This is a genomic window from Paenibacillus apiarius, from assembly GCF_017052585.1.
Lineage (GTDB): Bacteria > Bacillota > Bacilli > Paenibacillales > Paenibacillaceae > Paenibacillus_B > Paenibacillus_B apiarius.
In genome coordinates this window covers 1,186,816-1,208,478 of sequence record NZ_JAFFHZ010000001.1, presented here as the reverse complement: position 1 = coordinate 1,208,478, position 21,663 = coordinate 1,186,816, and the positions used below count along the sequence as shown (strand labels likewise).

Here is a 21,663-nt window from a genome sequence, read left to right as displayed (position 1 = left end):
TAATGGTTGAACATCGTGATACACTTCGTCAAAAAGCGCGCGAGTTGGCGCTGCGGCATACACCAAAACGCACTGCCCGTTCTCGAACAAGCCTGTTGAAGCGAGCAGCGGCGGATTTGGACTCGTTGCGTGCGTTTGCCAACCTTTTGCAGCATCATCCTGCAAGCTGTACACAGCCTGCGGAGGATTGGCTGCTTGATAATATTGAATTTATCGGGGATCAGGTAAAGGGCATGCAGCAGCAAATTACCGGGGCGCTGCCCAACAATTTGCCGTATTTGCGCAAGGAGCGCCAATACCGTATTCAATCGATTTGCATTGAATATATCGCATTGGTTGATGGCGTGCTGGATGAAACGTCGCTTGTTGAATTTGTGAATGCCTATCAGGAGGTAGCGGTTCTGACCGTTGCGGAAGCATGGTCGATCCCTCTTTTCCTTCGTCTGGCGCTCATTCATCAGCTTACGGATGTCATGCTTCAGGTGCAGGACAGAAGAGAAATATGCATGGATGTCGAACGGCTGCTCGGACAATTCGAACCCGGCGCTTGGAATGCCGAATCCCTTGGCGCCAAGCTGGAGGAGGAAGGACAGTCCTTCCCTCTGTCAGGGGCCTGGGCCGTCCACTTAATATCCCACCTGCGCGAGTGGGCCGATCATGCCGCTTCCGTACGGGAATGGTTGATCTGCCAGTTCGAAAACGGCGATCGGGATCTTGACCGTATCGTAACTTATGAGCTGCAGTTGCAGGCGTCTTATCAACGGAAAGCGGGTCATCTCATCAGCAGCCTGAGGAAGAACGAGCGTTGGTCGTGGGATGACGCATTCGTCCGCATCAGCTTGGTGGAACAAACGCTTCGCCAAGACCGGACAGATACGTATCCGAAGCTGGATGCGGCGAGCCGCGGAACGATCCGTCACCGGGTGGAGCTATTGGCCCGGCGGCTCCGGGTACAGGAGAATCTGGTCGCCCGCGAAGCGCTTGCGCTTGCGGAGCAGGCTTCCGCCTTACCGGCGGGAGTGGCGGTGGAATCGGCATCGGCAGTAAAGGAGGGTTCGGCGCAAGCAGCGGGTCCATTGCATACATTGGGTGCATCCATAGCATCAACTGCGAATCTTATGCCGCGGCGTTCGTTCTTGGCCTATTACTTGTTCGAGCCCCGAGGAGTAAGTGAACTCCAGCGCTCCTTGAAAAAATGCAGCAAACCCCGGCCGCTGCCGGGGAACCGGCTCCTAGGTCGCCGTGCCCAGACATCCTACATGGCGCTGCTTGCATGTTTGTTTGCGGTATTCTGGGCAGCCTTGTCGCTCATCATTGGCTGGGGGCAGGGAATCAATCCAGTGGGCTGGTTTATCGTTATGGCGGCTGTGGCGCTTCCGGCCAGCGAATGGGCGGTAACCGGTCTTCACTATATTATCGAATGCGCCATTCGTCCGAATACGTTGCTTCGTTACGACTTCTCTGCCGGAGTGCCGGCCGAAGCCGCGACGATGGTCGTCATCCCCGTCATATGGTCGTCCAAGGAAGAAGTGGACGAGATGGTGGACCGCCTTGAAATCCATTACTTGGCGAATCGCAGTCCCCATATCCATTATGCGATTTTGGGGGATTTTACGGATTCCCGCTTGGAACGGCTGCCTGAGGATGACAAATTGGCTGCCTATGCCATAGAGAGGATGGAGCGGCTCAGCAAGCGATATTCGATCTCCGATGATACGACGTTCCATCTTTATCAGCGCAGCAGATGGTGGAATCCCGGCGAAGAAGTGTACATGGGCTGGGAACGCAAGCGCGGCAAGCTCGTGGAATTCGTCGAGCTGCTGAAAGGCAGCAATGAGACAAGCTACGACTATACATACGGAAATGCCGCGGTGCTGCCGCGCATCCGCTATATTATTACGCTGGATGCGGATACGCGGCTTCCGTTGGAAAGCGCCCATCGAATGATCGGAGCTTTGCATCTGCCTTACAACAGACCGCGTCTAAATGAAAAGCGCTCCCGGGTCGTAGAGGGATACGGGGTGCTGCAACCGCGAATCGGAATCCATCTGGAGTCGGCCTTGCAATCGCGGCTAGCCGGTTTATGGTCGGTGCCCGGCCTGGATCCATATTCGTTCGCCGCTTCCGATCCGTATCAGGACGCTTTAGGCGAAGGGATTTTTACCGGGAAAGGCATCTTTGATGTAGATGCATTTGCGGAAACCTTGTGTGAACGAATTCCCGAAAATCGGGTGCTAAGCCATGATCTGCTGGAAGGCGGTTTTTTGCGGGCGGGCTTGCTGACGGATGTAGAGCTCATTGATGATCATCCCGCCAAGTTCATCGCTTATCAGAACCGGCTTCACCGGTGGGTGCGAGGAGATTGGCAGCTGCTCGGTTGGCTTTTTCCCCGGATGAAGAGCCGTCGGGGCGAGCTGCTGCCCGTTGACTTGTCTATCATTACGCGCTGGCAAATTATTGATAACCTGCGGCGCAGCCTGCTTCCGATCGTCTTATTCGCACTGCTGCTCGGATTCACCATCCTGCCCGGGACGCCTTGGAGGTGGCTGGGCGTCGTGCTGGCGACGATGTTCATTCCCGTCATCCGTCAATTGGTGAATCTGACCCGAGCGGAATGGGATCCAAGGGGAATCGGCATGGCTGCGGCTCATGCGGGGCTCGCTTTGCTTGCTTTGCCTTTCCAAGCGGTGCTGATGGCTGATGCCATCGCCAGAACCCTATACAGGCTATCAATCAGCAAACGCCGCTTGCTGGAGTGGACAAGTTCTTTGCACATCGAACGCAGCAACCGGGAGAACGCGCATCCCCCTCTCTTAGGAATGACGGCGGGCTATGTGCTCGTGCTGCTCGCAGCCGCGGCTTCCATACTGCAGCGGGATCCATATATAGCAAGCTTTGGCGTGGTGTTGTGCCTGCTATGGGCAATGGCCCCGGCCGTCATTCGCTGGCTGGATCAAGCGGAGCCGGAAAAGGCGGAATCCGTGTCCGTGCACGACGAACGGGAGCTGCGGGAGCTCGCCCGGCAAATCTGGGCTTTTTATGAAGATTACACGGTAGCCGAAGATCATTGGCTCCCTCCGGACAATGTGCAGATTGATCCGCCCAATGGCGTCGCTCATCGCACTTCTCCGACCAATATCGGCTTTTTCCTGACTGCGGCTTTGACCGCGCGGGACTTCGGATTTATCAACACGGCCGAGCTGCTGGAACGATTGGAACGAACCATCCATTCTGTGGAACGGATGGAAAAGTGGAACGGGCATTTGTTCAATTGGTATGACACGCTTACCCTCAAGCCGCTCGTTCCCGTATATGTGTCCACGGTCGATTCCGGCAACTTCGTAGCCAGTCTCATTGCAGTTAAGCAAGGAGTGGCGGAATGGCTCATGAAGGAATTTCCCGGAAAAGCACATTCCGAGCGCAATCGGCTCGATTCAGATGGCAGGGATGATCTGCACTTTGAATTTGCGGCCGAGCTGGAAAAGCTGAAGCAGGAGTCATCCCATGGGCCGGATCAGGTTCTGGAGCGCGGCCGGGAGCTGTTGGAGCGTGTGGAAACGCTCATTAACGGCACCGATTTCCGCGCGTTGTACGATCACAAAGCCAAGCTGTTCGTGCTGGGGTATCACGCGGCCAGCGGAGAACGCGACGCGGTATTGTATGACCTGCTCGCGTCCGAAGCGAGACAGACGAGCTTCGTCGCGATCGCGCTGGGGCAAATCTCGGTGTCCCACTGGATGGCGCTTGGGCGGGCCACCCGCAGTCAAGGCGGGCGCACGGCGCTCGTCTCCTGGTCGGGAACGATGTTCGAATATTTAATGCCCTGGCTCTTGATGCGCACCTATCCAAAAACAATTTGGGACAGCACGTACCGGGGCGTCGTTCGCCAGCAGATGGCGTATGCAAAGGAACGCGGCGTTCCGTTCGGCATTTCGGAATCGGGATATTATGCCTTCGACTACCAGAAAAACTATCAATACCGGGCATTCGGCGTTCCCGGTCTCGGCTTCAAGCGGGGGCTGGAGCAGGATTTGGTGCTGGCGCCGTATGCGGCAATCATGGCGCTTCCATATGCTGTTGCCGAAGGCATGGACAACTTGCGCCGGATGGAGGAAATGGGAGCCCGGGGCAAGTACGGCTTCTATGAAGCGATTGACTGCACGCCGGAACGAATGCCGGACGGCAGCAAGGCCGAGGTCATTCGCAGCTTCATGGCCCATCATCAAGGGATGAGTCTGCTGACCATCGCCAATATGCTGCATGACCATAACATGATCGAGCGTTTCCATCGGGATAAACGCATCCAGACTGCTGAATTGCTGCTGCAGGAGCGGATTCCGGCCAAGCCGGCGCAGGCGCGCGTTGAGGCAGCGGGCATCCAGCGCATTGCGCAGCCGACGCAGCCTCAGGCATCACCGGTCCGCTCCTATCCGTCTGCCGATACTCCGGCGCCGGAAGCGGCGATACTGTCCAACGGTTCGTTCACGACCGTGATTACGAACAGCGGCAGCGGGCAGCTGCGGTCTCAAGGGCTGGCCGTCTCCCGTTGGCGGGAGGATCCGGTGAAGGATGACTGGGGCAGCTACATGTACATTCGGGACGTGCAACGGGATGAGTGCTGGTCGCCGACCTATCAGCCATGCCGCGTGCCGCCGTCTTTCGCCGAGGCGCATTTTTCGTTGGAGAAAGCGCTGTTCAAGCGGACGGACGGGGAGATGCAGACCGCATTGGAAATCGCGGTATCTCCCGATGCCGATGCGGAGGTGCGCAAGCTGACGCTGTATCATGCAGGCGCGGACACTCGCACCTTCGAGGTGACTACCTTCCTTGAATTGGCGCTGGCCCGACCGGATGCGGATGCAGCCCATCCCGCCTTCACGAAGCTGTTCATCGAGACGGAGTATGATGCAAAAGCGCGGTGCCTGCTCGCGCGCAAACGGCCGCGAAACGCGGACGAGCAGGCGCTGTGGGCGTTCCACGTCTTCACGGATGGAGAAGAAGCGTCCGACACTCCGGAGATGGAGACGGATCGGGCTCGTTTCATCGGCAGGGGACATACGCTGGCCGCGCCGAAAGGATTGCGTTCCCGCTTGGGCGGAGCAGTCGGCTCGGTTGCGGATCCGGCGTTCATCATGCGGAGAAGAATAACACTGCAAGCCGGCGGACGCATTGCGCTGTATGCCGTTACCGGAGTAGCCGGCACGCGTGAGGAGGCGCTTGCGCTCGCGCGGACTTTATCGCGGAAGGCCGAGGCGGACCGGGTGTTCGAGCATGCATGGACCCATGCCCAAATCGAGCTGCATAACATGCAGTTGAGCCCGGCCGATGCCGCTGTGTATCATGTGCTGGCGAGCCGCGCGCTATATTCTGGGCGATTGAATGATGAGCAGGAAGCGAGTATTGCCGTCAACACGAAGGCCCAATCCGGCTTATGGTCATATGGCGTTTCAGGGGATCGGCCCATCGTGCTCGTCACTATCGACGATGCGATTCATTTGCCGTTTATCCATAAGCTGTTGTCAGGCCATGAATATTTGCTTCGCAAAGGGCTGTCTTTAGATGTGGTCGTGTTGAACGGAGCGCTTGAAGGATATCAGCAAAATGTGCAGGAAAGCCTGCAGCGCAGCATCGAGCACCGTTTGAACCGTTACCGCACCGATCACGGAAGCGCATATCTCATAGCGTCGGCTGGACTGCCGGATGAGGACCGCGCGCTGCTGTTCGCCACGGCACGAGTCGTTCTTCGAGCGGATGGGCCAAGCCTGAAGGCGCAGCTGAAGGCAGCGGAAGCATCCGATTCGGCAGCAGGCCAAGAAGATGAAGAACAGGCAGAGGCGAACCGAAAGCCGTCAAGCCAAGCGAAAGCGAATCTGCCGAAAACGAAGCAGCAGCGTCTTAAAGCAGGGCACACGCAGAGTGATTCCTATCAATCAACGGCAAATGCAGGAGAGAGTGAGATGTCCGACTCCACGCCGCTCCTCTTTTTCAACGGATGGGGCGGCTTCTCCAGGGACGGCAGCGAATATCGGATGACGCTCAAGGATGATCGCTTCCTGCCAGCGCCATGGATCAACGTGATGGCCAATCCGCGTTTCGGATGTCTTGTGTCCGAGCTGAACACGGGATATACATGGTGGCGCAACAGCCGTGAATGCAAGCTGACCCCTTGGTCCAACGATCCTGCGCTGGATCCGCGGGGCGAGGCGTGCTATCTCAAGGATGACAAGAGCGGCGAATATTGGTTGGTCGGTTCCCCTAACAGAGAGGAGGGCATGGATGGAGGAGCTCGGTACAATATCGCTCACGGGATGGGGTATTCGCGCTATGCTCATGACAGCGGCGGCCTCCATCAGGAGCTGACCGTGTTCGTGCCCGTAGACGCTCCGATTAAAATTATGAAGCTGCGCCTGCGCAACCCGTCGGATGAACGGCGGGAGCTGTCCGTCACGTATTACGCGGAGTGGGTGCTCGGCGTGAATCGTCAGAGCAACGCTTCGCACATCGTGAGCGAGTGGAACGGCTCGGTGCAGGCCTTGATCGCGCGCAACACATACCAGGATACGTTCCGCGATGCGACGGCTTTTCTTGCGGTGTATCCCGCCGCATCCGCAGAGAATGAACCGTCTGCGGCAGCCGATGCCTCCATGCGGGAGACGTCGTGGACGGTGGACAGGCAGGAATTCATCGGTCGGAACCGGACGGCGGAGCAGCCAGCGGCGCTTGAGCGGGACCGGCTGTCGGACTCGGACGGTCCGGTGAGCGATAGCTGCGGAGCCGTACAGACCCGCTTTGCCATCGAGCCTGGCGGGGAGCGGACGATTTACATGCTGCTGGGCTGCGACGATTCTGTACAGGCCGCCGAAAAGTGGCTGCGCAAATACCGCGAACCCGCTGCTTGCGAGCAAGCCTATGAAGAGATACGGCAATTTTGGAGCGGACTGTTGGGAACGGTGGCGGTGTCCACGCCGAGCAAGGAGATGGATATGCTGCTCAATAATTGGCTTCTGTATCAATCGCTGGCATGCAGAATGTGGGCTCGATCGGCCTTCTATCAGGCCGGAGGCGCATATGGCTTCCGTGATCAGCTGCAGGACTCGCTGTCGATGCTGCATTGCCGTCCCGACTTGACCCGGGCTCAGATTATCATTCATGCTTCCCACCAGTACAAGGAAGGAGATGTCCAGCACTGGTGGCATGAAGAGACGCACCGGGGCATCCGCACCCGCTTCTCCGATGACCTGCTCTGGCTGCCTTATGCCCTGAGCCGGTATTTGGAGCATACGGGGGACGACAGTCTGTTAGAGGAAAGCGCTCCTTATTTGCAAAGTGAGCTTCTGCGCGAAGGGGAGCATGAGCGATATGAGGAGACAGTCTTATCCGGCGACACGGGAACCGTATATGAGCACTGCTTGCGCGTGCTTGACCATAGTCTGGAACGGTTCGGCGAACACGGCCTGCCTCTCATAGGCATTGGCGACTGGAATGACGGCATGAGCCTCGTCGGAGCGGAAGGCCGGGGCGAGAGCGTCTGGCTGGGCTGGTTCATGGGCGACGTTCTGATCCGGTTCGCAGCAGTATGCGAGCGGCGCGGGGACACGGAGCGGGCGGCGCGGTATCGCGACGTCGCCGGGCAGCTCAAGCTTGCGCTCAATGAACACGGCTGGGACGGTCAATGGTACCGCAGAGCCTTCACCGATGCGGGGCAATGGCTCGGTTCCGTACATCAAGCGGAATGCCGGATCGACTCCATCGCCCAGTCCTGGTCGGTCATTTCCGGACTCGCGGAAGCAGGCAAGGCCGCGCGGGCCATGAATTCATTTGACCGTGAGCTTGTGGACAGAGATATGGAGATGGCCTATATCCTCACGCCACCGTTTAACAACACGGAACCGAGCCCCGGGTACATTCAAGGCTACCCGCCTGGCATTCGGGAGAACGGGGGGCAGTACACGCATGGAGTCATATGGAGCATTGTCGCTTGGTCGATGCTCGGAAATGGAGATAAGGCATTCGAGCTGTTCCATATGCTGAACCCGATTACCCATACGATGAATCCAGCCGAGGTCAACCGATATTACGGGGAGCCCTATGTCATGGCGGCCGATGTTTACTCGGCAAAGCCACATAAAGGGCATGCCGGATGGACCTGGTACACGGGTGCGGCGGGGTGGATGTATCAAGCCGGGCTGGAATGGATTCTTGGCATTCGCCGCCGCGGAGACAAGCTGATTATTAGCCCGTGCATCCCGAAAGACTGGCCGGCGTTCTCCGTGCGGTACCGGCACGGCAATGCGGAATATCGGATTCAGGTCAGCAATCCAGCCGGCAAGTGCAGTCCGTCCCGTCCTAACGAGGGTCAGAGCAAGCTGGCCATCGATGGAAAAGAGCTCGATTTGGAGCAATATTTCGGGGAAGAGGGGCCATTCATTCCGCTGCGGGATGAACAGGGCGCGCATGAGGTCGAATTGACGTTGTAGCTGTGCAGTATATTTCGTTTAGCCATCTTTCGGGATGGCTTTTTGTTTTTAAATCATTCGCCAGCTTTTCCCTTCGCGGAGGAGGTATGCTTGTTTCCCCTTTGCCTCATTCTCCCCTTTATTCAGAATGGGGGGACTTTCCTAAAAAAGCATGTTGGCGATCGCTCGGTTGAGGTTGAGGGATATCTGGAGGGGGAGTTTGAGGGGATAGCGCTTTTCGTTTGGCAACCATGGCCTAAAACGGCTGATATAATGGCAGGGAGTGAACCAGAGTGGACGCTGGACATGCGGCCCCCTGAGGAAAGGGGAGGATGGAGGAAAGAGGCGAATGAAGCATATCACCGCCAGTTTGCTCGCGCCATTATCGCGAACGGAGCATTTTGTTTTCCTTGAAACGGGTTGCGGCAGTCAAAAAACAATGCGTAGGTATTCACCCATCATAAGCATTTGGAATAAGTTGCATAAGGTTCGTTGAAGGATGAAGACCAGCCAGCTTTCCCTTATTTATAATATGAGCCTTCGGCAGCCTTGACGGAGCGTTCTATATTTTGGTAAAATAACGAAAACAAAAACCAAGTAAACATGTAGGAATTATTTAAATGATACTTTGATATAAATGGAGGTAGAACGGGTGAACGTAGTGCTGCGACATAAAGGGGCTTTGTGGGGCTTTCGCACCACGCTGCTTTTGTACGTGTTTTTGCTCATTGTGCTGCCAATCGGCGGAATTTACTTTCAATCCTTTGCCGGAGGATGGACCCGTTTCACAGAAAGCTTGGCGGAACCGCTCGCTTGGCAGTCAGTGGCCCTAACCTTCCGCCTGGCGCTCATCGCTACAGCCATCAATGTCGCTCTGGGCACGATGTCGGCTTGGGTGCTGCACCGTTACCGCTTCTTCGGGCGGGCATGGCTCAATAGCTTGGTTGATTTGCCCTTTGCCTTGCCGACGGCGGTTGGCGGATTAATGATTTTGCTGCTGCTTGGTCCGGGCAGCATGGCCGGGGGGCTTGCAGACATGCTCGGCATTCGGATCGTATTCGCGGAGCCGGCTATCATCGCCGCCATGGTCTTCGTCACATTTCCTTTTGTCATCCGCGCCGTGCAGCCGCTTCTTGAAGAGGCCGATCGGGCCGAAGAAGAAGCTTCCTATATGTTGGGAGCGTCCCGCATGCGCACGTTTATGCAGGTGCTGCTGCCGCAAATGCGTCCCGGCATCATAAGCGGAGCGATGCTCGCTTTCTCGCGGGCCATGGCGGAATTCGGCGCTGTCGTGCTCGTGGCGGGAAATATACCGGGCAAGACGCTGATTGCATCGGTCTATATTTTCGGAGAGATCGAAAGCGATAATCCGCAAGGCGCCGCGGTTGTATCTGTCATCCTCTTAACGATGTCATTTATTGTACTGTGTTTCGTCAACGTCCTGCAGGCGCGGAGGTCTCAAGTATGAGTGATCCATTCTCCCCGATTTCTTCCTGCAAGGATCTATCCGAATATGAGTCCGCACGGGCTGTTCGCACGCCGCCTGGCTCTGGGCCGGGAGTTCGCCCGAAGCAATCCGTCATTCTTATCGTCCTTACTTACCTTGTTTTCTTTGCTCTGTTGATCGCTCCTTTGCTGCAGATGATTGCAGGCGCATTCGAACACGGGCTCCATTCGTTCATTAACGCGTTGACTCGTCCCGCCGCCATTCATGCCATGGCAATGACGGGCGCCGTCGTGGTAATTGTGACGGTCGTCAATATGATTTTTGGCATTCTTACCGCACTTGTGCTCGTCAGAGGGAACTGGCTGGGAACAAAGCTCCGTCATATATTGAACAGCTTAATCGATCTTCCGTTTGCCGTATCCCCGATTATTGGCGGATTTATGATTGTTCTGCTGCTTGGTCCCAATACGATAATGGGCGCCATGTTTGCGCGGGCCGGGATCGACATCGTATACGCTTTTCCGGGAATGGTGCTGGCCACGCTGTTCGTTACGTTTCCGCTGATGGTCAGAGAGGTTGTTCCCGTTCTTCAAGAAATCGGAACACAGCAGGAAGAAGCGGCGTCGATGCTCGGCGCTTATGATTGGACGATATTCTGGCGCGTCACATGGCCATCAATACGCTGGGGCGTTCTCTACGGCGTTGTGCTGACCATTGCGCGCTCGCTCGGTGAATTCGGGGCGGTCCTCGTTGTGTCGGGCAACATTATGAACAAGACGCAGACGGCCACGACTTTGGTGTATCAGGACGTGGAAAATTTCAATATTGCGGCCGCGAGCAGCGTTGCTCTCGTTCTGGCTCTCATCTCGGTCGTGCTGCTTTTAGTGATGGAATGGGCAAAGAAGCATAAAGAGCACAAGGCGCATCAAGCGCACAATGGGCAAAAAGGGGTGCAATAGCGATGCATATCGAGGTTCGTCAGTTAAACAAATGGTTTGGCTCTTATCACGCCGTACAGGATGTGGAATTCTCCATTGAAGCCGGACAATTAATCGGACTGATCGGTCCAAGCGGCGGCGGCAAGACATCTGTTCTGCGCATGCTGGCAGGCTTGGAGCAGCCGGACAGCGGCGAGATTATGTTTCAAGGAAAGCTTATGAACGATGTGCCCCCGCAGCAGCGCGGCATCGGCTTTGTGTTCCAGCATTATGCGCTGTTCAAGCATATGTCGGTGTTCGACAATATCGCGTTCGGCCTGACGATACAGAAGTGGCCGAAAGCGCGTATTCGGGAACGTGTAGCCGAATTGGTGGAGCTGACCGGGCTGAGCGGTGTGGAACGGCGGTATCCGCATCAGCTGTCAGGCGGGCAGCGGCAGCGCGTCGCCTTTGCGCGGGCATTGGCGCCGGAGCCTCAGTTATTGCTGCTGGATGAACCATTCGCGGCCATTGATGCGAAAATTCGCAAAGAGCTGCGCAGCTGGCTGAAGGAGCTCATTGAGCGGGTCGGCATCACTTCGATTTTCGTTACTCATGATCAGGATGAGGCGATTGAGGTGGCCGATGAAATCATGATCATTAATCAAGGGCGGGTCGAGCAGATGGGGACGCCATGGGAGATTTACAAGCTGCCGGAGACGCCATTCGTGGCTGAATTTATCGGCGAATCGACGCTGCTGTCGAATGCCCACACTTTGAAAGGGTTCGAAAGCATGAACCCGGGTGAGGAAAGCAAGGCGCTCATACGGCCGGAATATATTGAAGTTGGGAGAGAGGGCGAAGTGCGGCTGCCTTCGGCAAGTGTTCAAGGCAAGGTCAAGGCGCTTCATTTTCGCGGCAGCGAGTGGATGGTGGAGGTGGATGTGGGCGGCATGAGGCTGAAGACATACCGGTCGCTGGAGAGTCCGGTGCTTCATATCGGAGAGCGTGTGCAGGTGCTTATCCATCGCATTTATTTATTCGATAAAGACCGGAGCTGGATGCAGGAAAATGCGCTCAAAGAGGACCCGTTGCCGGTTCTCATATAATGACGGAGTCAGCAGGAGGCGTGCGATGAGTACGGGCAAAAGAAAATATGCAGTTGCGGCGGCGCTGCTTTTCTTCATCCTTGTATGGTCCGCTTGCAGCGGGGAGTCTCCCTCATCCGCGCCGGAAGGGATGAATGCGGCTGCATCGGCACAGCTGAAGCAGGCGGCGGGGGCGGCCGGAGACAGGGAGACGGATAGCGTAACGCTTGTAATCGGCGCCTACGCGGTGGCGAAGGAAGCTCTCGGGAGCATTCTGCCCCAATTCGCAGCCGATTGGGAGGCGAAGACGGGGCAGAAGGTCGTCTTCCAAGAGTCATACGAAGCTTCCGGCACGCAGGCACGGTCAATTGCCGGCGGGCTGGAAGCGGACGTGGCCTTGTTTGCCATGGAAGGGGACGTTGACAAGCTGGTGCGCGCCGGCTTGCTGCCTGCCGATTGGAAAGAGCAGGACGCCTATGACGGTATGGTGACGCGATCGATCGTCGTGATGGGAACGCGGGAAGGCAACCCGCTCGGTATTCGTGACTGGGAGGATCTGACGAAGCCGGGTGTTGAGGTGCTCTACCCGAATCCGAAGACGTCCGGCGGGGCGCAGTGGGATATTAACGCAATCTACGGCGCCGGCTTGAAGGCAGCGGCAGAGCAGAACCTGGACGGGCCGCGCCATGCGAAGGAGCTGCTGCTGCGCATTCATCGCAACGTCATTTCCTTGGATAAGAGCGGCAGGGCCTCGATGGCCGCCTTTGAGTATGGGGTCGGTGACGTCATCGTGACGTATGAGAACGAAATTTTGTCGCGCAAGCGGGAAGGCATAGCGTATGGCATGGTTATTCCGAAGCATACGATTCTGATTGAGAATCCGGCGGTCGTCGTCGAGCGGTATGCGAAGAAGCATGGCACCGAGGACGTGGCGCGGGCGTTTGTCACATATTTGCGCGAAGCAAAGGCACAGCAATTGTTCGCGGAAGCCGGCTTCCGGCCTGTTCACGAGGAGACGGCTCATGCGATGGAACGGAAGTATCCGATTCCGGAAGGGCTGTTCAGCATTGGCGATATGGGAGGCTGGTCTCAGGTCAAAGAGACGCTCTATAGCAAGCGCGGGATATGGTACGAGGTGCTGGCCGGCATAAACTGAACAGAACAAAAATCAGCGCAAGCGGCTGTTGTCCGAAAAGGGCAATCATCGCTTGCGCTTCTTGAGTTAGCATATCGTTAATCCCGATATAGCGGGATGTCGGACGTTAATCGGCGCACACCCAATCGCACAAGCCGATAGGCGTCCTGGAGATCGCGTATCGTCCATACGCCAAGCCCGATACCGGCCGCCTCTGCCGCCTGCACGATGTCGGGCTGCCGCTGTACGACCCCATGCTGCAGAAGCAGCGTGGCGCGGCCGAGCTCCTGCAAAGGGGCAAGGTCAACCGGCTTGTCGGATAACCAGCCGAGTTCAATATGGGGATGCAGAGAGCGCACGAGCCGCAAGTTGTCCGGATGGAAGGAGATGACCATGGTCCGTTCCTGCATGCGATAATTCGTGAGCAGATGCAGCAATGCGCGCGCCTCGCCTTCGGTGATGCGTTCCTTCAGCTCGAGCTGCAATCCGACCGTGCCTCCGCACAATTCAAGCACTTCCTCCAGCAACGGAATGCGGCACCCGGCAAATTCGGGCTTGAATTTTGTGCCGGCGTCCACTTGCTGCAGATCTTCAATCGTCTTCTCGCGCACCGGGCCGGTTCCATCCGTCGTCCGATCCAGCGTGTCGTCATGGATGACGACGGGAATGCCTTCCTTGGAATGATGGACGTCTATTTCCAAGGAATCGGCGCCAAGCTCCAGCGCACGGCGTAAGGCTTCCATTGTATTCTCAGGGTGTATCGCTGCGTAACCGCGGTGCGCCACAATTTCCACATGATGAAATAGTGCATTGCTATTCATGGTTATCCTCCTCGAATGGCGAACATGATAGGGCCCAGGTTATCATGCATGTTGTAACATGGCGGATCCGTCATTGATGAATGCATGCCGAATTGAAACCGATTATACTGGATAATAGACGGAAGAACAATGACGAATTCCGAACGGTTTCGTTATTTTCTTGTAAAGGTGAAGCCATGCAAATAGAAATGCGGGGGAATGATAGATGGAGCACAATTCGATAACGGCATGCGGCGCAAATACGGGCGCAGCGGATTCGGCTGACCCGCTTCAACCCTTGAGCGCAGCGGAGGATTGGAGCATTGCCTTCTGGGGGACCGGGGATTCGATGGGAGTGCCGCGTGTGTATTGCGCGTGCGAGGTGTGCGAAGAAGCGAGACGAAGCGGAGTTAACCGCAGGTACCGCTCGTCCGTGCTGCTGGAACGGGGAGAGGATAAGCTGCTCATCGATTGCGGGCCCGATTGGACGGGACAGATGGAGCGCGCCGGCATCTTCTGGCTGGACGAGCTGTTGATTACGCATGCGCATCAAGATCATATTGCAGGCCTAACCGCCTATGCGGACGCATGCCGCTGGCTGCAGCGGAAGGGGCGCGTCATTACGCCGGCCGAGGTAAGCGAGACGATTCGCCCGATGTATCCATGGCTCGAACGGTTCGTGACGTTCCAGAGCATCGAGGAGCCTTGGCGTTGGCACGAATGGTCCATCCGTCCGATTCGGGTGAATCACGGCAAGAACGGATATGCTTATGCGTACCGGTTCGATCGGGTGGATGGCGTTGCGCCTGTCGCCGGGGCGGGAAGGGGGCAAGCTGGGCCGGATGGCACAGCCAGTCCGGTCTTGCGAAGCTGGGTGTACGCCTCTGATGCGATCGGCTTGGGCGAGGAGGAACTGCAATGGTTCAAGGACCTCGACCTGCTTATTTTAGGGACGAACTTCTATCATGAGCAGGCGGAATATTCGACCCGGTCCGTCTATGATATGGTAGAGGCGCTGCGGCTAATTGAGGACATTCAGCCGCAGCAAACGGTATTCACGCATATGTCCCACGATATCGATTTGCGCCAATCGTATCCACTGCCGTCACAAGTCACATTGGCTCGTACGGGGATGCGGATAGGCGGATGACGTTCAGGTGAACGATGATATAGTCTGAAGCGAAGCACCGCTCAATAAGTTGAGGCAATCGAGGCATCACAGCTCATAGAGGCAAAAAACAAGCCGCTCCACCGTGCATACATGTATACGCACTGGATGAGCGGCTTGTTGTATTCCGTCACGCGTTATTGCTTGTCTTGAGCAGGATGAAGCACGAACTTCTCGATGACATGGCGGACGCCTTCCTCGTTATTGCTAAGCGTCACGTAGTCTGCGACTGCTTTGAGCGAGTCGACGGCATTGTCCATGGCGACGCCGAGTCCGGCTGCCTCAATCATATCGTGGTCGTTCCACGAGTCACCGATTGCAATCGTTTCTTCCAAGCTGCAGCCGAAGTGCCGGGCAAGATGGCGCAGTGCGCTGCCCTTGGTGCCTTCGCGGTGCGTCACTTCGAGGAAATGCGGCTTCGATTTCGTAATATGAACATCCGGGCCGAGCAGTTCCCGCAGCTCCGGCGCGATGGCGTCCAACCGTTCCGGTTCGTCAATCATGAGCATCTTCGTCGATGGAGACGCCAGCAATCGGTCGAAATCAGGCTCGATCGTATACGGAATGTTCGACAAATTCGCATACGCGATGAGTTTGTCATTTTCTTCACGAGCATACAAATGGTCGTCAATGTAAAGCTGCAGGTGCAGCTTATGCTCGTCGCAATAACGCAGCAGGCTGAGCGCGGCATCTTTCGGCACCGAACGTTCGTACAAAATGTGTCCGTCAATCACATTTTTCACTAACGAGCCTTGATACGTAATGAGCGGCACGTTCAACCCGGTCTGCAGCGCAATATTGTGCGCGGACGCGTACATGCGGCCGGTAGCCAGCGTTACGGCAACGCCTTGGGCGACGGCCTGCTCCAGCGCTTGCTTCGTGCCGGGCGTCACTTCTTTGTCATCGGTAATCAATGTGTCGTCTACGTCAATGGCAATTAGCTTATACATCGTTTCTCTCCCCATTTCATGGGCTGTACGCAGCAGCCTCATCTCATCTTTTTGAACACGTATTCCTATTGTACCTCATGCACGCCTTATTTCAATCGAAAGCAATCATTCCCGCAATTAGAGGAGATAAGAGAAGAAAATCATTTTATAGATAAATAAAAGGTGCGAATATCTAGTATAGTAGTTGACAGAAAGTTATTTCTTTCAACGGCTTAGAACTGTTGTAAATGCATGTAGGCCGGTAGATACGGTAGATACGGTTTATCGGTAGACAAAGGGGGCGCTACGGCCAGTCTCTTGGAAAAATGTTCAGACAACATTTGGTGGGAAAAACATTCGCTTACCCTCTACTCGGCCACATCGGATGCAACTTTTCAAGATTATTGGATGAGTAGCAGTTGTAAATATCGGGTTGAACTACAGGGTGATAATGTTGAGTTGGCACAAGCGTATGTAAAAAACAGTGTGGATTGAACCTATACTTGTCAAAAAAACTGACGATACGTTTATCGTCAGTTTTTCCTTTATTTAGAACATCAATTGGGGGATAGATTCTCTCAGGTTTGGCATAGGAACAACGGGATGTACGTGAGAGAATTCACCGTGGCCTATAGGCCAGATGTTTTGAAAGCAAGGCCCTTCAAGGCCTGCGTTCCGAAGAGGTTCAGCGTCAGATTAGCCGTTCGCCCCGACAAGAAAGTATCCGAGGATCTTGGCTGAGAAGAGAACAACAAAAGAGACCCTTGAATCAAGGGCCCCTATCGCTAATGTCCTGCCAGATTACGTGTTCATGGTATCACTGTTTAAGTTACTCATTGGTGACCATCCTGATCCGATGTTGCTTGTCTGCCATCCCGCTCCGATGACACTTGGCGACCAGCCTGTTCCAATGTCGCCGGCTAGCCAACCTGTTCCGATGTCACCCAGTCCCATTCCCGACGATGCTCCTGTAAAACTGAACAAGAAAAGAGCCATGAACATGATGATCGATGCTTTCTTCATCTGAATTCACCTCTTTCAAAAGGATATGTACGTATCGATTCTTTTGCTCTGCTGAAGCATGCATTTCATGTTCTTGAAAGGTAACGACAGCCATTCCTACACGCTGCATGTTCTTGAGCTTAAGTGCCAATTCCAAAGATACAGCGTTGTATTCAAATCCGATTTCATGTTGCTCGGTTCCAAAATAATATTGACTCAAAGCTTGCGTCAGGCGCAGTTTATGTTTCAAGTAAAATGGGTCCTTCCGAGATAACAAGTCGTCTACATATGACTTATACTTATCCAGGTACTGTTTCGCATCTTGGAACGCCCCGTTGCTGATATAGCTATCCAAGGCAACTGGGATCACGAGGAGCAATTGGACGTCCTTCAGCATGCTCATAATCTCTTCGATAGGCTCGGTTTGCTTCATCTCAATGGAGATGTAAAGTTCGTTGCATTTGGATAACCAGGCGTAATGGTCCCCATATACACCATACTCCAGAGTAGCCTTTAATGCGCCTTCAAAGTTTTTCATGCCTTTCAATGCGAATGACTCATACAACCAACTTTCGGCCACATAGTCATTTTGTCCTTCGGCAAGTGCAATGTTCCGCAGCTCTTTGGCATACAGGAGCAGCTTTGGCCAGTTCTCTACTACATTATAGAACGTCAGGATGCGATAATATGCATCAAATCTCATTTTATCGGGCAATAAAGGCAAATATTCAAAAAGCTGACATAATGCTTCACTACCGGCTCCGCAAGTGTCCAGGTTTCTAAGGATGAGAAATCTTCTGTAGTAGGAGATGGCCAATTTTTCACTTCTGCTGTATCCGTTCTGGGTGATGATGTCATAGAAGGGGAGTGAGAAGTTGCGCTTGTCTGACTGGAAGATGTGTTCGGCTATCCTGAAGGTGGGGTCGATCATTTTGGAACGGCTAGTTTCTTCATGGAGGAGTTGGACAAGTTGTTTGACGAGTTCATACTTTTCAATTGCGATACAGTGGAGTATGAAATCGCTCGTCTTATCTGGCTTTAGCCGGCCGTTTTCGCTACAGCATTCCCCAATAAACTCTTCATAAAAGGCATGGTTCGGGGAACCAAAAGCTTGATTCATGGCATGGAGCTGTGGAAGCATAAGGAACTGTTTATGGTTGAAGATGTTGCTGATCGATGAACTCTCTATTTCAGCAGCTTCCGCCAGATCTTTTTGCTTCCACCCCCTTTTAATCAGTTCCTCTTGCAACTTTTGACGGAGTACCGTCGGAGCTACATGATGGTCATATAACATTTTGTGGACCCTCCTCATTAGTAATTCATCATTTGGATAAAAACTCCTGCATAACTTACAAATTATCTCAATACCTAAATCTGTTTAATCTAGTATAAGTTAGGATGGGTTGAATCTCGAATTGACTTCTGGTTAAATTCTCTAGCTATTTTTGTCGAATTTTGAGGAGGATTCCTTCAGGATCTGAGAAAACGAAGTAAAAGAGGACATGCATGTTACGAGGCTCCACATGAAATAGAAGATGCAATAATTTGAGTGATTAATATCAATGATTCCTTTTTTTATAATATATGGTACAATAGCAGTGAATCCAGCTTGTTTTGATTATGAATGTAATACTCTTCATTCCGATAGTCATAATGATGGAAACAAAAATCTAATAAAGGAAGGTGACCAGGTAGAAGCTATTCGCCTGTTTCTATCGTTTATGAACTATAAATCTGCGTAGGTTTTTACCATCGGATGCTGAGCTCCTAGACTTCAATCTACACCCGCACTATTCACTCTCGCAAACGGCCTATTTGCTTTCGAACCCTCCAAATTTAGGCCGCTAACCACCTGTTTTCGTACTCTTTTTGAAGAACCCTTAAAGCTGGCATTCGGGTAAACTATGCTCAATAACAATGAAGGAGGATGTTTATCATGAAAAAATTTATGGTAATTTGCATGTCTATGATTTTGATGTTATCCATCTCCTCGGTATCTTTTGCAGATAATGACGGGTTAAAAGTGGCTAGTGGGCAGGAAATCGAAAATGAAACAGAATTTACGACTCTTGATAATACCCCCATAAACGACGTGCACCACGTAAGCAGGTCTGCTTTTGAGAATACATTTTCACTTTCACCATCAAACGGAAAAGAATTAAATGTATTTGTTAAAAACAACCACAGATCGAAAACAGTAAAATTTAAAGTGGAGCATATTGGTTATAAAGACCATGGATATGTTGAAGTTGGTCCTGGCGAAGGCAGAACAAGAAATTTTACTATGAACAGCGGCGGTGGAATGTCTGGGAAGTGGAAAGTCTATGTAACTAGCAGTGATGGACACGAAATGGACATCAATGTCAGTGCAAGACAATTTTAAGTAAATAACGATTACAAAGGGGCTACCTCAGAATGAGGCGGCTCCTTTTTTATATGTGTGTTTGGAAAGTCTTGGAGTCTAATATGATGAAGTTTTGATTTTGAGAGAGAATACCTCCGATCTTTTTTAGGGATGAGATAAAAAGGAACCAAACGGAAAAAAAACGGTCACGCCCCCCCCTAAAGCCCAAGCTTGTAATTTGTTGCAAATCGGTAGTTCTGCATATAAAATAAAGAAATAAAGGAGAATAGTACCTCTATTATTCTTTTAAAAGAAAAAATATTCCGATATGAAGGTGCTACAGGAGGATTATATGTGATTAGCGGAAATGAGACCGGGAAAACATTGCTCAACATACGAAGTCACCTGAATGGATTGACGAAGACCGAACAGAAGGTAGCTCTATACATTTTGGAAAATGCGCAGGATGTCATTTACCATTCCATAACCGAGCTTGCCGAGAATGCCGATGTAGGCGAGACGACGGTGCTGCGGTTTTGCCGCAAATTGAAGTTTCAGGGGTTTCAAGAGTTCAAGCTGTCCTTGGCGCAAGATTTGGTAAAGCCGGCCGAGCATTTGCACCAGGCGGTGAACGAAACGGACGAGCCGGAAGTGCTGAGCCAGAAAATCGTGGCCACGCACATTAATACCTTGGAGCAAACCCGTGAATTACTCGATCCGGGTCAATTGGGGCAGGCCATTGAAGCCTTGATTGCAGCGAAGAACATTTGCTTCTTCGGCGTAGGCTCCTCGGGCTTGACGGCAGTGCAGGCAGCGCACACGTTCTCGCGCATCGGGAAACTGAGCAGCGCCAAGACGGATACTCATTTTCAGGCGATGCAAGCCGCTTTTATGAGTAAAGAGGACGTCGCGGTAGGCATTTCGATTTCCGGGAGCACGAAGGACACCATCGAAAATTTGATGATTGCGAAAAAAACGGGAGCGAAGGTGATTGCGTTAACAAGCAATGCCCGTTCGCCGATTACGAAAGTGGCCGATATCATCCTGCTCATTGTGGCGCGTGAAAATCCGCTGCAAGGCAGCTCGCTGGCCGCCAAAATTTCACAGCTTGCCGTCATCGATATTTTGAACGTAGCCGTGTCGCTTCATATGAAGAAACAGGCTTTGAGATTTAGGGAACTATCCGCAAAATCAATCTCTGATAAACTGTATTAGATGTTGTTTATCGCCGTTTGCCTGTGCTATCTCAGGCCGAGCGGCGATACATATGTATATATGAAGAATATATCCGTTATAATTTTTCAGAAAAGTAAATATTCCCGCTTGAATCTGCTCGGGGAATGGACACGAGGAGGGAGAATGAGTTGAAGGCGATTGGAATTGATATTGGCGGCACCTCGATTAAAGGGATCGTGATCGATCAAAGCGGGCGCATTGCCGGCGAGACGAATCAAGCGACAGATGCCGCCAAGGGCAAGGACTGCATCCTCGCGAATGTCAAGGATGTCATCAGGCAGCTGTTGGAGCAGCATCCCGACAGCGAAGGCATCGGAATCGGCACAGCGGGCCGGGTCAATGCAAGCACCGGCGAAATCGTATACGCTACCGATAATTTGCCCGGCTGGCAAGGAAGCAATCTGAAGGAAGAAATCGAGTCTGTATTTCATCGCCGGGTGAGCGTGGATAACGATGCCAATACGGCTCTTATTGGAGAGTGCTGGCTCGGGGCGGGAGCAGGCTGTTGCGACGTGACGATGCTGACGCTGGGCACGGGGGTCGGCGGAGCCAACCGGATTGGCGGCAAAATCGTGAGAGGGGCGCAATGGAACGGCGGGGAATGGGGCCACGTCATTTTGGTGCCGAACGGGCGTCCATGCAATTGCGGCCAGCGAGGCTGCATAGAACAGTACATATCCGGCACCGCCTTTGTTCAAGCAGCCGCAGAGGCGGCGTCTATCCATTTTCCGTCAGGCGTCGAGGTATTGGAGGCTTATGAGAAGGGCAATCCTGCCGTTGCTGCTGTGCTAAACCAATTCATCGATGATTTAACCGTCGTCATTCATAACATTCACCTTGGCATTAATCCGCAGGCAATCCTGATCGGCGGCGGCATGGTCGATTCCAAGTCGATATGGTGGGGGCTATTGGAAGAGCGGGTAAAGCGTCAGAGGCTTCATATTTCAATCAGAGCGGCCGAGCTAGGGAATCAAGCCGGGTCCATCGGAGCGGCCAGGATGGTGTGGGATGCACGACTTTAGGAGAGTAGGAGCTGACATTCACATTCATGATTGTTATATGCCTTGGAGCCGGATGTTCGCGGCGGGATTAACTACGGAAGCCGTTCACAGGATTGTCCAGACTAGCAATGGGAGTTGGA

General features: G+C 53.6%; 13 protein-coding genes. 9 read left to right on the top strand and 4 right to left on the bottom strand.

The features are described 5' to 3' along the window. Window positions 1–2: 2 nt before the first annotated feature. From JSQ80_RS05505 to JSQ80_RS05485, 5 genes are all read left to right on the top strand, one after another. Complete coding sequence (locus JSQ80_RS05505) at window positions 3–8,477, top strand: glycoside hydrolase family 94 protein (protein ID WP_206094646.1); 8,475 nt, start codon at window positions 3–5, stop codon at window positions 8,475–8,477. Window positions 8,478–9,108: 631 nt separating this feature from the next. After that, window positions 9,109–9,924, top strand: a complete 816-nt coding sequence (cysT, locus tag JSQ80_RS05500; protein ID WP_206094645.1) for a sulfate ABC transporter permease subunit CysT — start codon at window positions 9,109–9,111, stop codon at window positions 9,922–9,924. Next, on the top strand, window positions 9,921–10,862 hold the full coding sequence (locus JSQ80_RS05495) for a sulfate ABC transporter permease (RefSeq protein WP_240463556.1): 942 nt from the start codon (window positions 9,921–9,923) through the stop codon (window positions 10,860–10,862). Before cysT ends, JSQ80_RS05495 begins: the two co-directional genes overlap by 4 nt. A gap of 2 nt (window positions 10,863–10,864) precedes the next feature. Beyond that, complete coding sequence (locus JSQ80_RS05490; RefSeq protein WP_087435696.1) at window positions 10,865–11,929, top strand: sulfate/molybdate ABC transporter ATP-binding protein; 1,065 nt, start codon at window positions 10,865–10,867, stop codon at window positions 11,927–11,929. Window positions 11,930–11,954: 25 nt separating this feature from the next. Beyond that, on the top strand, window positions 11,955–13,064 hold the full coding sequence (locus JSQ80_RS05485) for a sulfate ABC transporter substrate-binding protein (protein ID WP_206094644.1): 1,110 nt from the start codon (window positions 11,955–11,957) through the stop codon (window positions 13,062–13,064). A 77-nt stretch (window positions 13,065–13,141) separates the two neighbouring features. On the opposite strand, the gene JSQ80_RS05480 is transcribed toward JSQ80_RS05485, so the two are convergent. Further along, a complete protein-coding gene (locus JSQ80_RS05480) occupies window positions 13,142–13,864 on the bottom strand; it encodes a glycerophosphodiester phosphodiesterase (RefSeq protein ID WP_206094643.1) in 723 nt (240 codons plus the stop codon). Window positions 13,865–14,192: 328 nt separating this feature from the next. Here JSQ80_RS05480 and JSQ80_RS05475 point away from each other — a divergent pair, with 328 nt between their 5' ends. Beyond that, window positions 14,193–14,993 carry an MBL fold metallo-hydrolase gene (locus JSQ80_RS05475; protein WP_418888891.1) on the top strand — a complete coding sequence of 267 codons (801 nt, stop codon included), beginning with the start codon at window positions 14,193–14,195 and terminating at the stop codon, window positions 14,991–14,993. A 155-nt stretch (window positions 14,994–15,148) separates the two neighbouring features. On the opposite strand, the gene JSQ80_RS05470 is transcribed toward JSQ80_RS05475, so the two are convergent. The 3 genes from JSQ80_RS05470 to JSQ80_RS05460 form a co-directional block, all read right to left on the bottom strand. Continuing rightward, on the bottom strand, window positions 15,149–15,961 hold the full coding sequence (locus tag JSQ80_RS05470) for a Cof-type HAD-IIB family hydrolase (protein ID WP_206094641.1): 813 nt from the start codon (window positions 15,959–15,961) through the stop codon (window positions 15,149–15,151). Window positions 15,962–16,741: 780 nt separating this feature from the next. Next, the gene (locus JSQ80_RS05465; protein ID WP_206094640.1) at window positions 16,742–16,894 is read right to left on the bottom strand and encodes a hypothetical protein; all 153 of its coding nucleotides are present in this window, start codon (window positions 16,892–16,894) and stop codon (window positions 16,742–16,744) included. Further along, window positions 16,881–18,236, bottom strand: coding sequence for a helix-turn-helix domain-containing protein (locus JSQ80_RS05460; RefSeq protein ID WP_206094639.1), 1,356 nt, complete (start codon window positions 18,234–18,236; stop codon window positions 16,881–16,883). The genes JSQ80_RS05465 and JSQ80_RS05460 overlap by 14 nt, the downstream gene beginning before the upstream one ends. Before the next feature lie 642 nt (window positions 18,237–18,878). On the opposite strand from JSQ80_RS05460, the gene JSQ80_RS05455 reads away from it, so the two are divergent. The 3 genes from JSQ80_RS05455 to JSQ80_RS05445 all read left to right on the top strand — a co-directional run bounded on the left by JSQ80_RS05455 (window position 18,879) and on the right by JSQ80_RS05445 (window position 21,544). Continuing rightward, the gene (locus tag JSQ80_RS05455; protein ID WP_206094638.1) at window positions 18,879–19,325 is read left to right on the top strand and encodes a hypothetical protein; all 447 of its coding nucleotides are present in this window, start codon (window positions 18,879–18,881) and stop codon (window positions 19,323–19,325) included. A 315-nt stretch (window positions 19,326–19,640) separates the two neighbouring features. Further along, the gene (locus JSQ80_RS05450; protein ID WP_206094637.1) at window positions 19,641–20,501 is read left to right on the top strand and encodes an SIS domain-containing protein; all 861 of its coding nucleotides are present in this window, start codon (window positions 19,641–19,643) and stop codon (window positions 20,499–20,501) included. Window positions 20,502–20,650: 149 nt separating this feature from the next. Further along, window positions 20,651–21,544, top strand: coding sequence for an ROK family protein (locus JSQ80_RS05445; protein ID WP_206094636.1), 894 nt, complete (start codon window positions 20,651–20,653; stop codon window positions 21,542–21,544). Window positions 21,545–21,663: the final 119 nt, after the last annotated feature.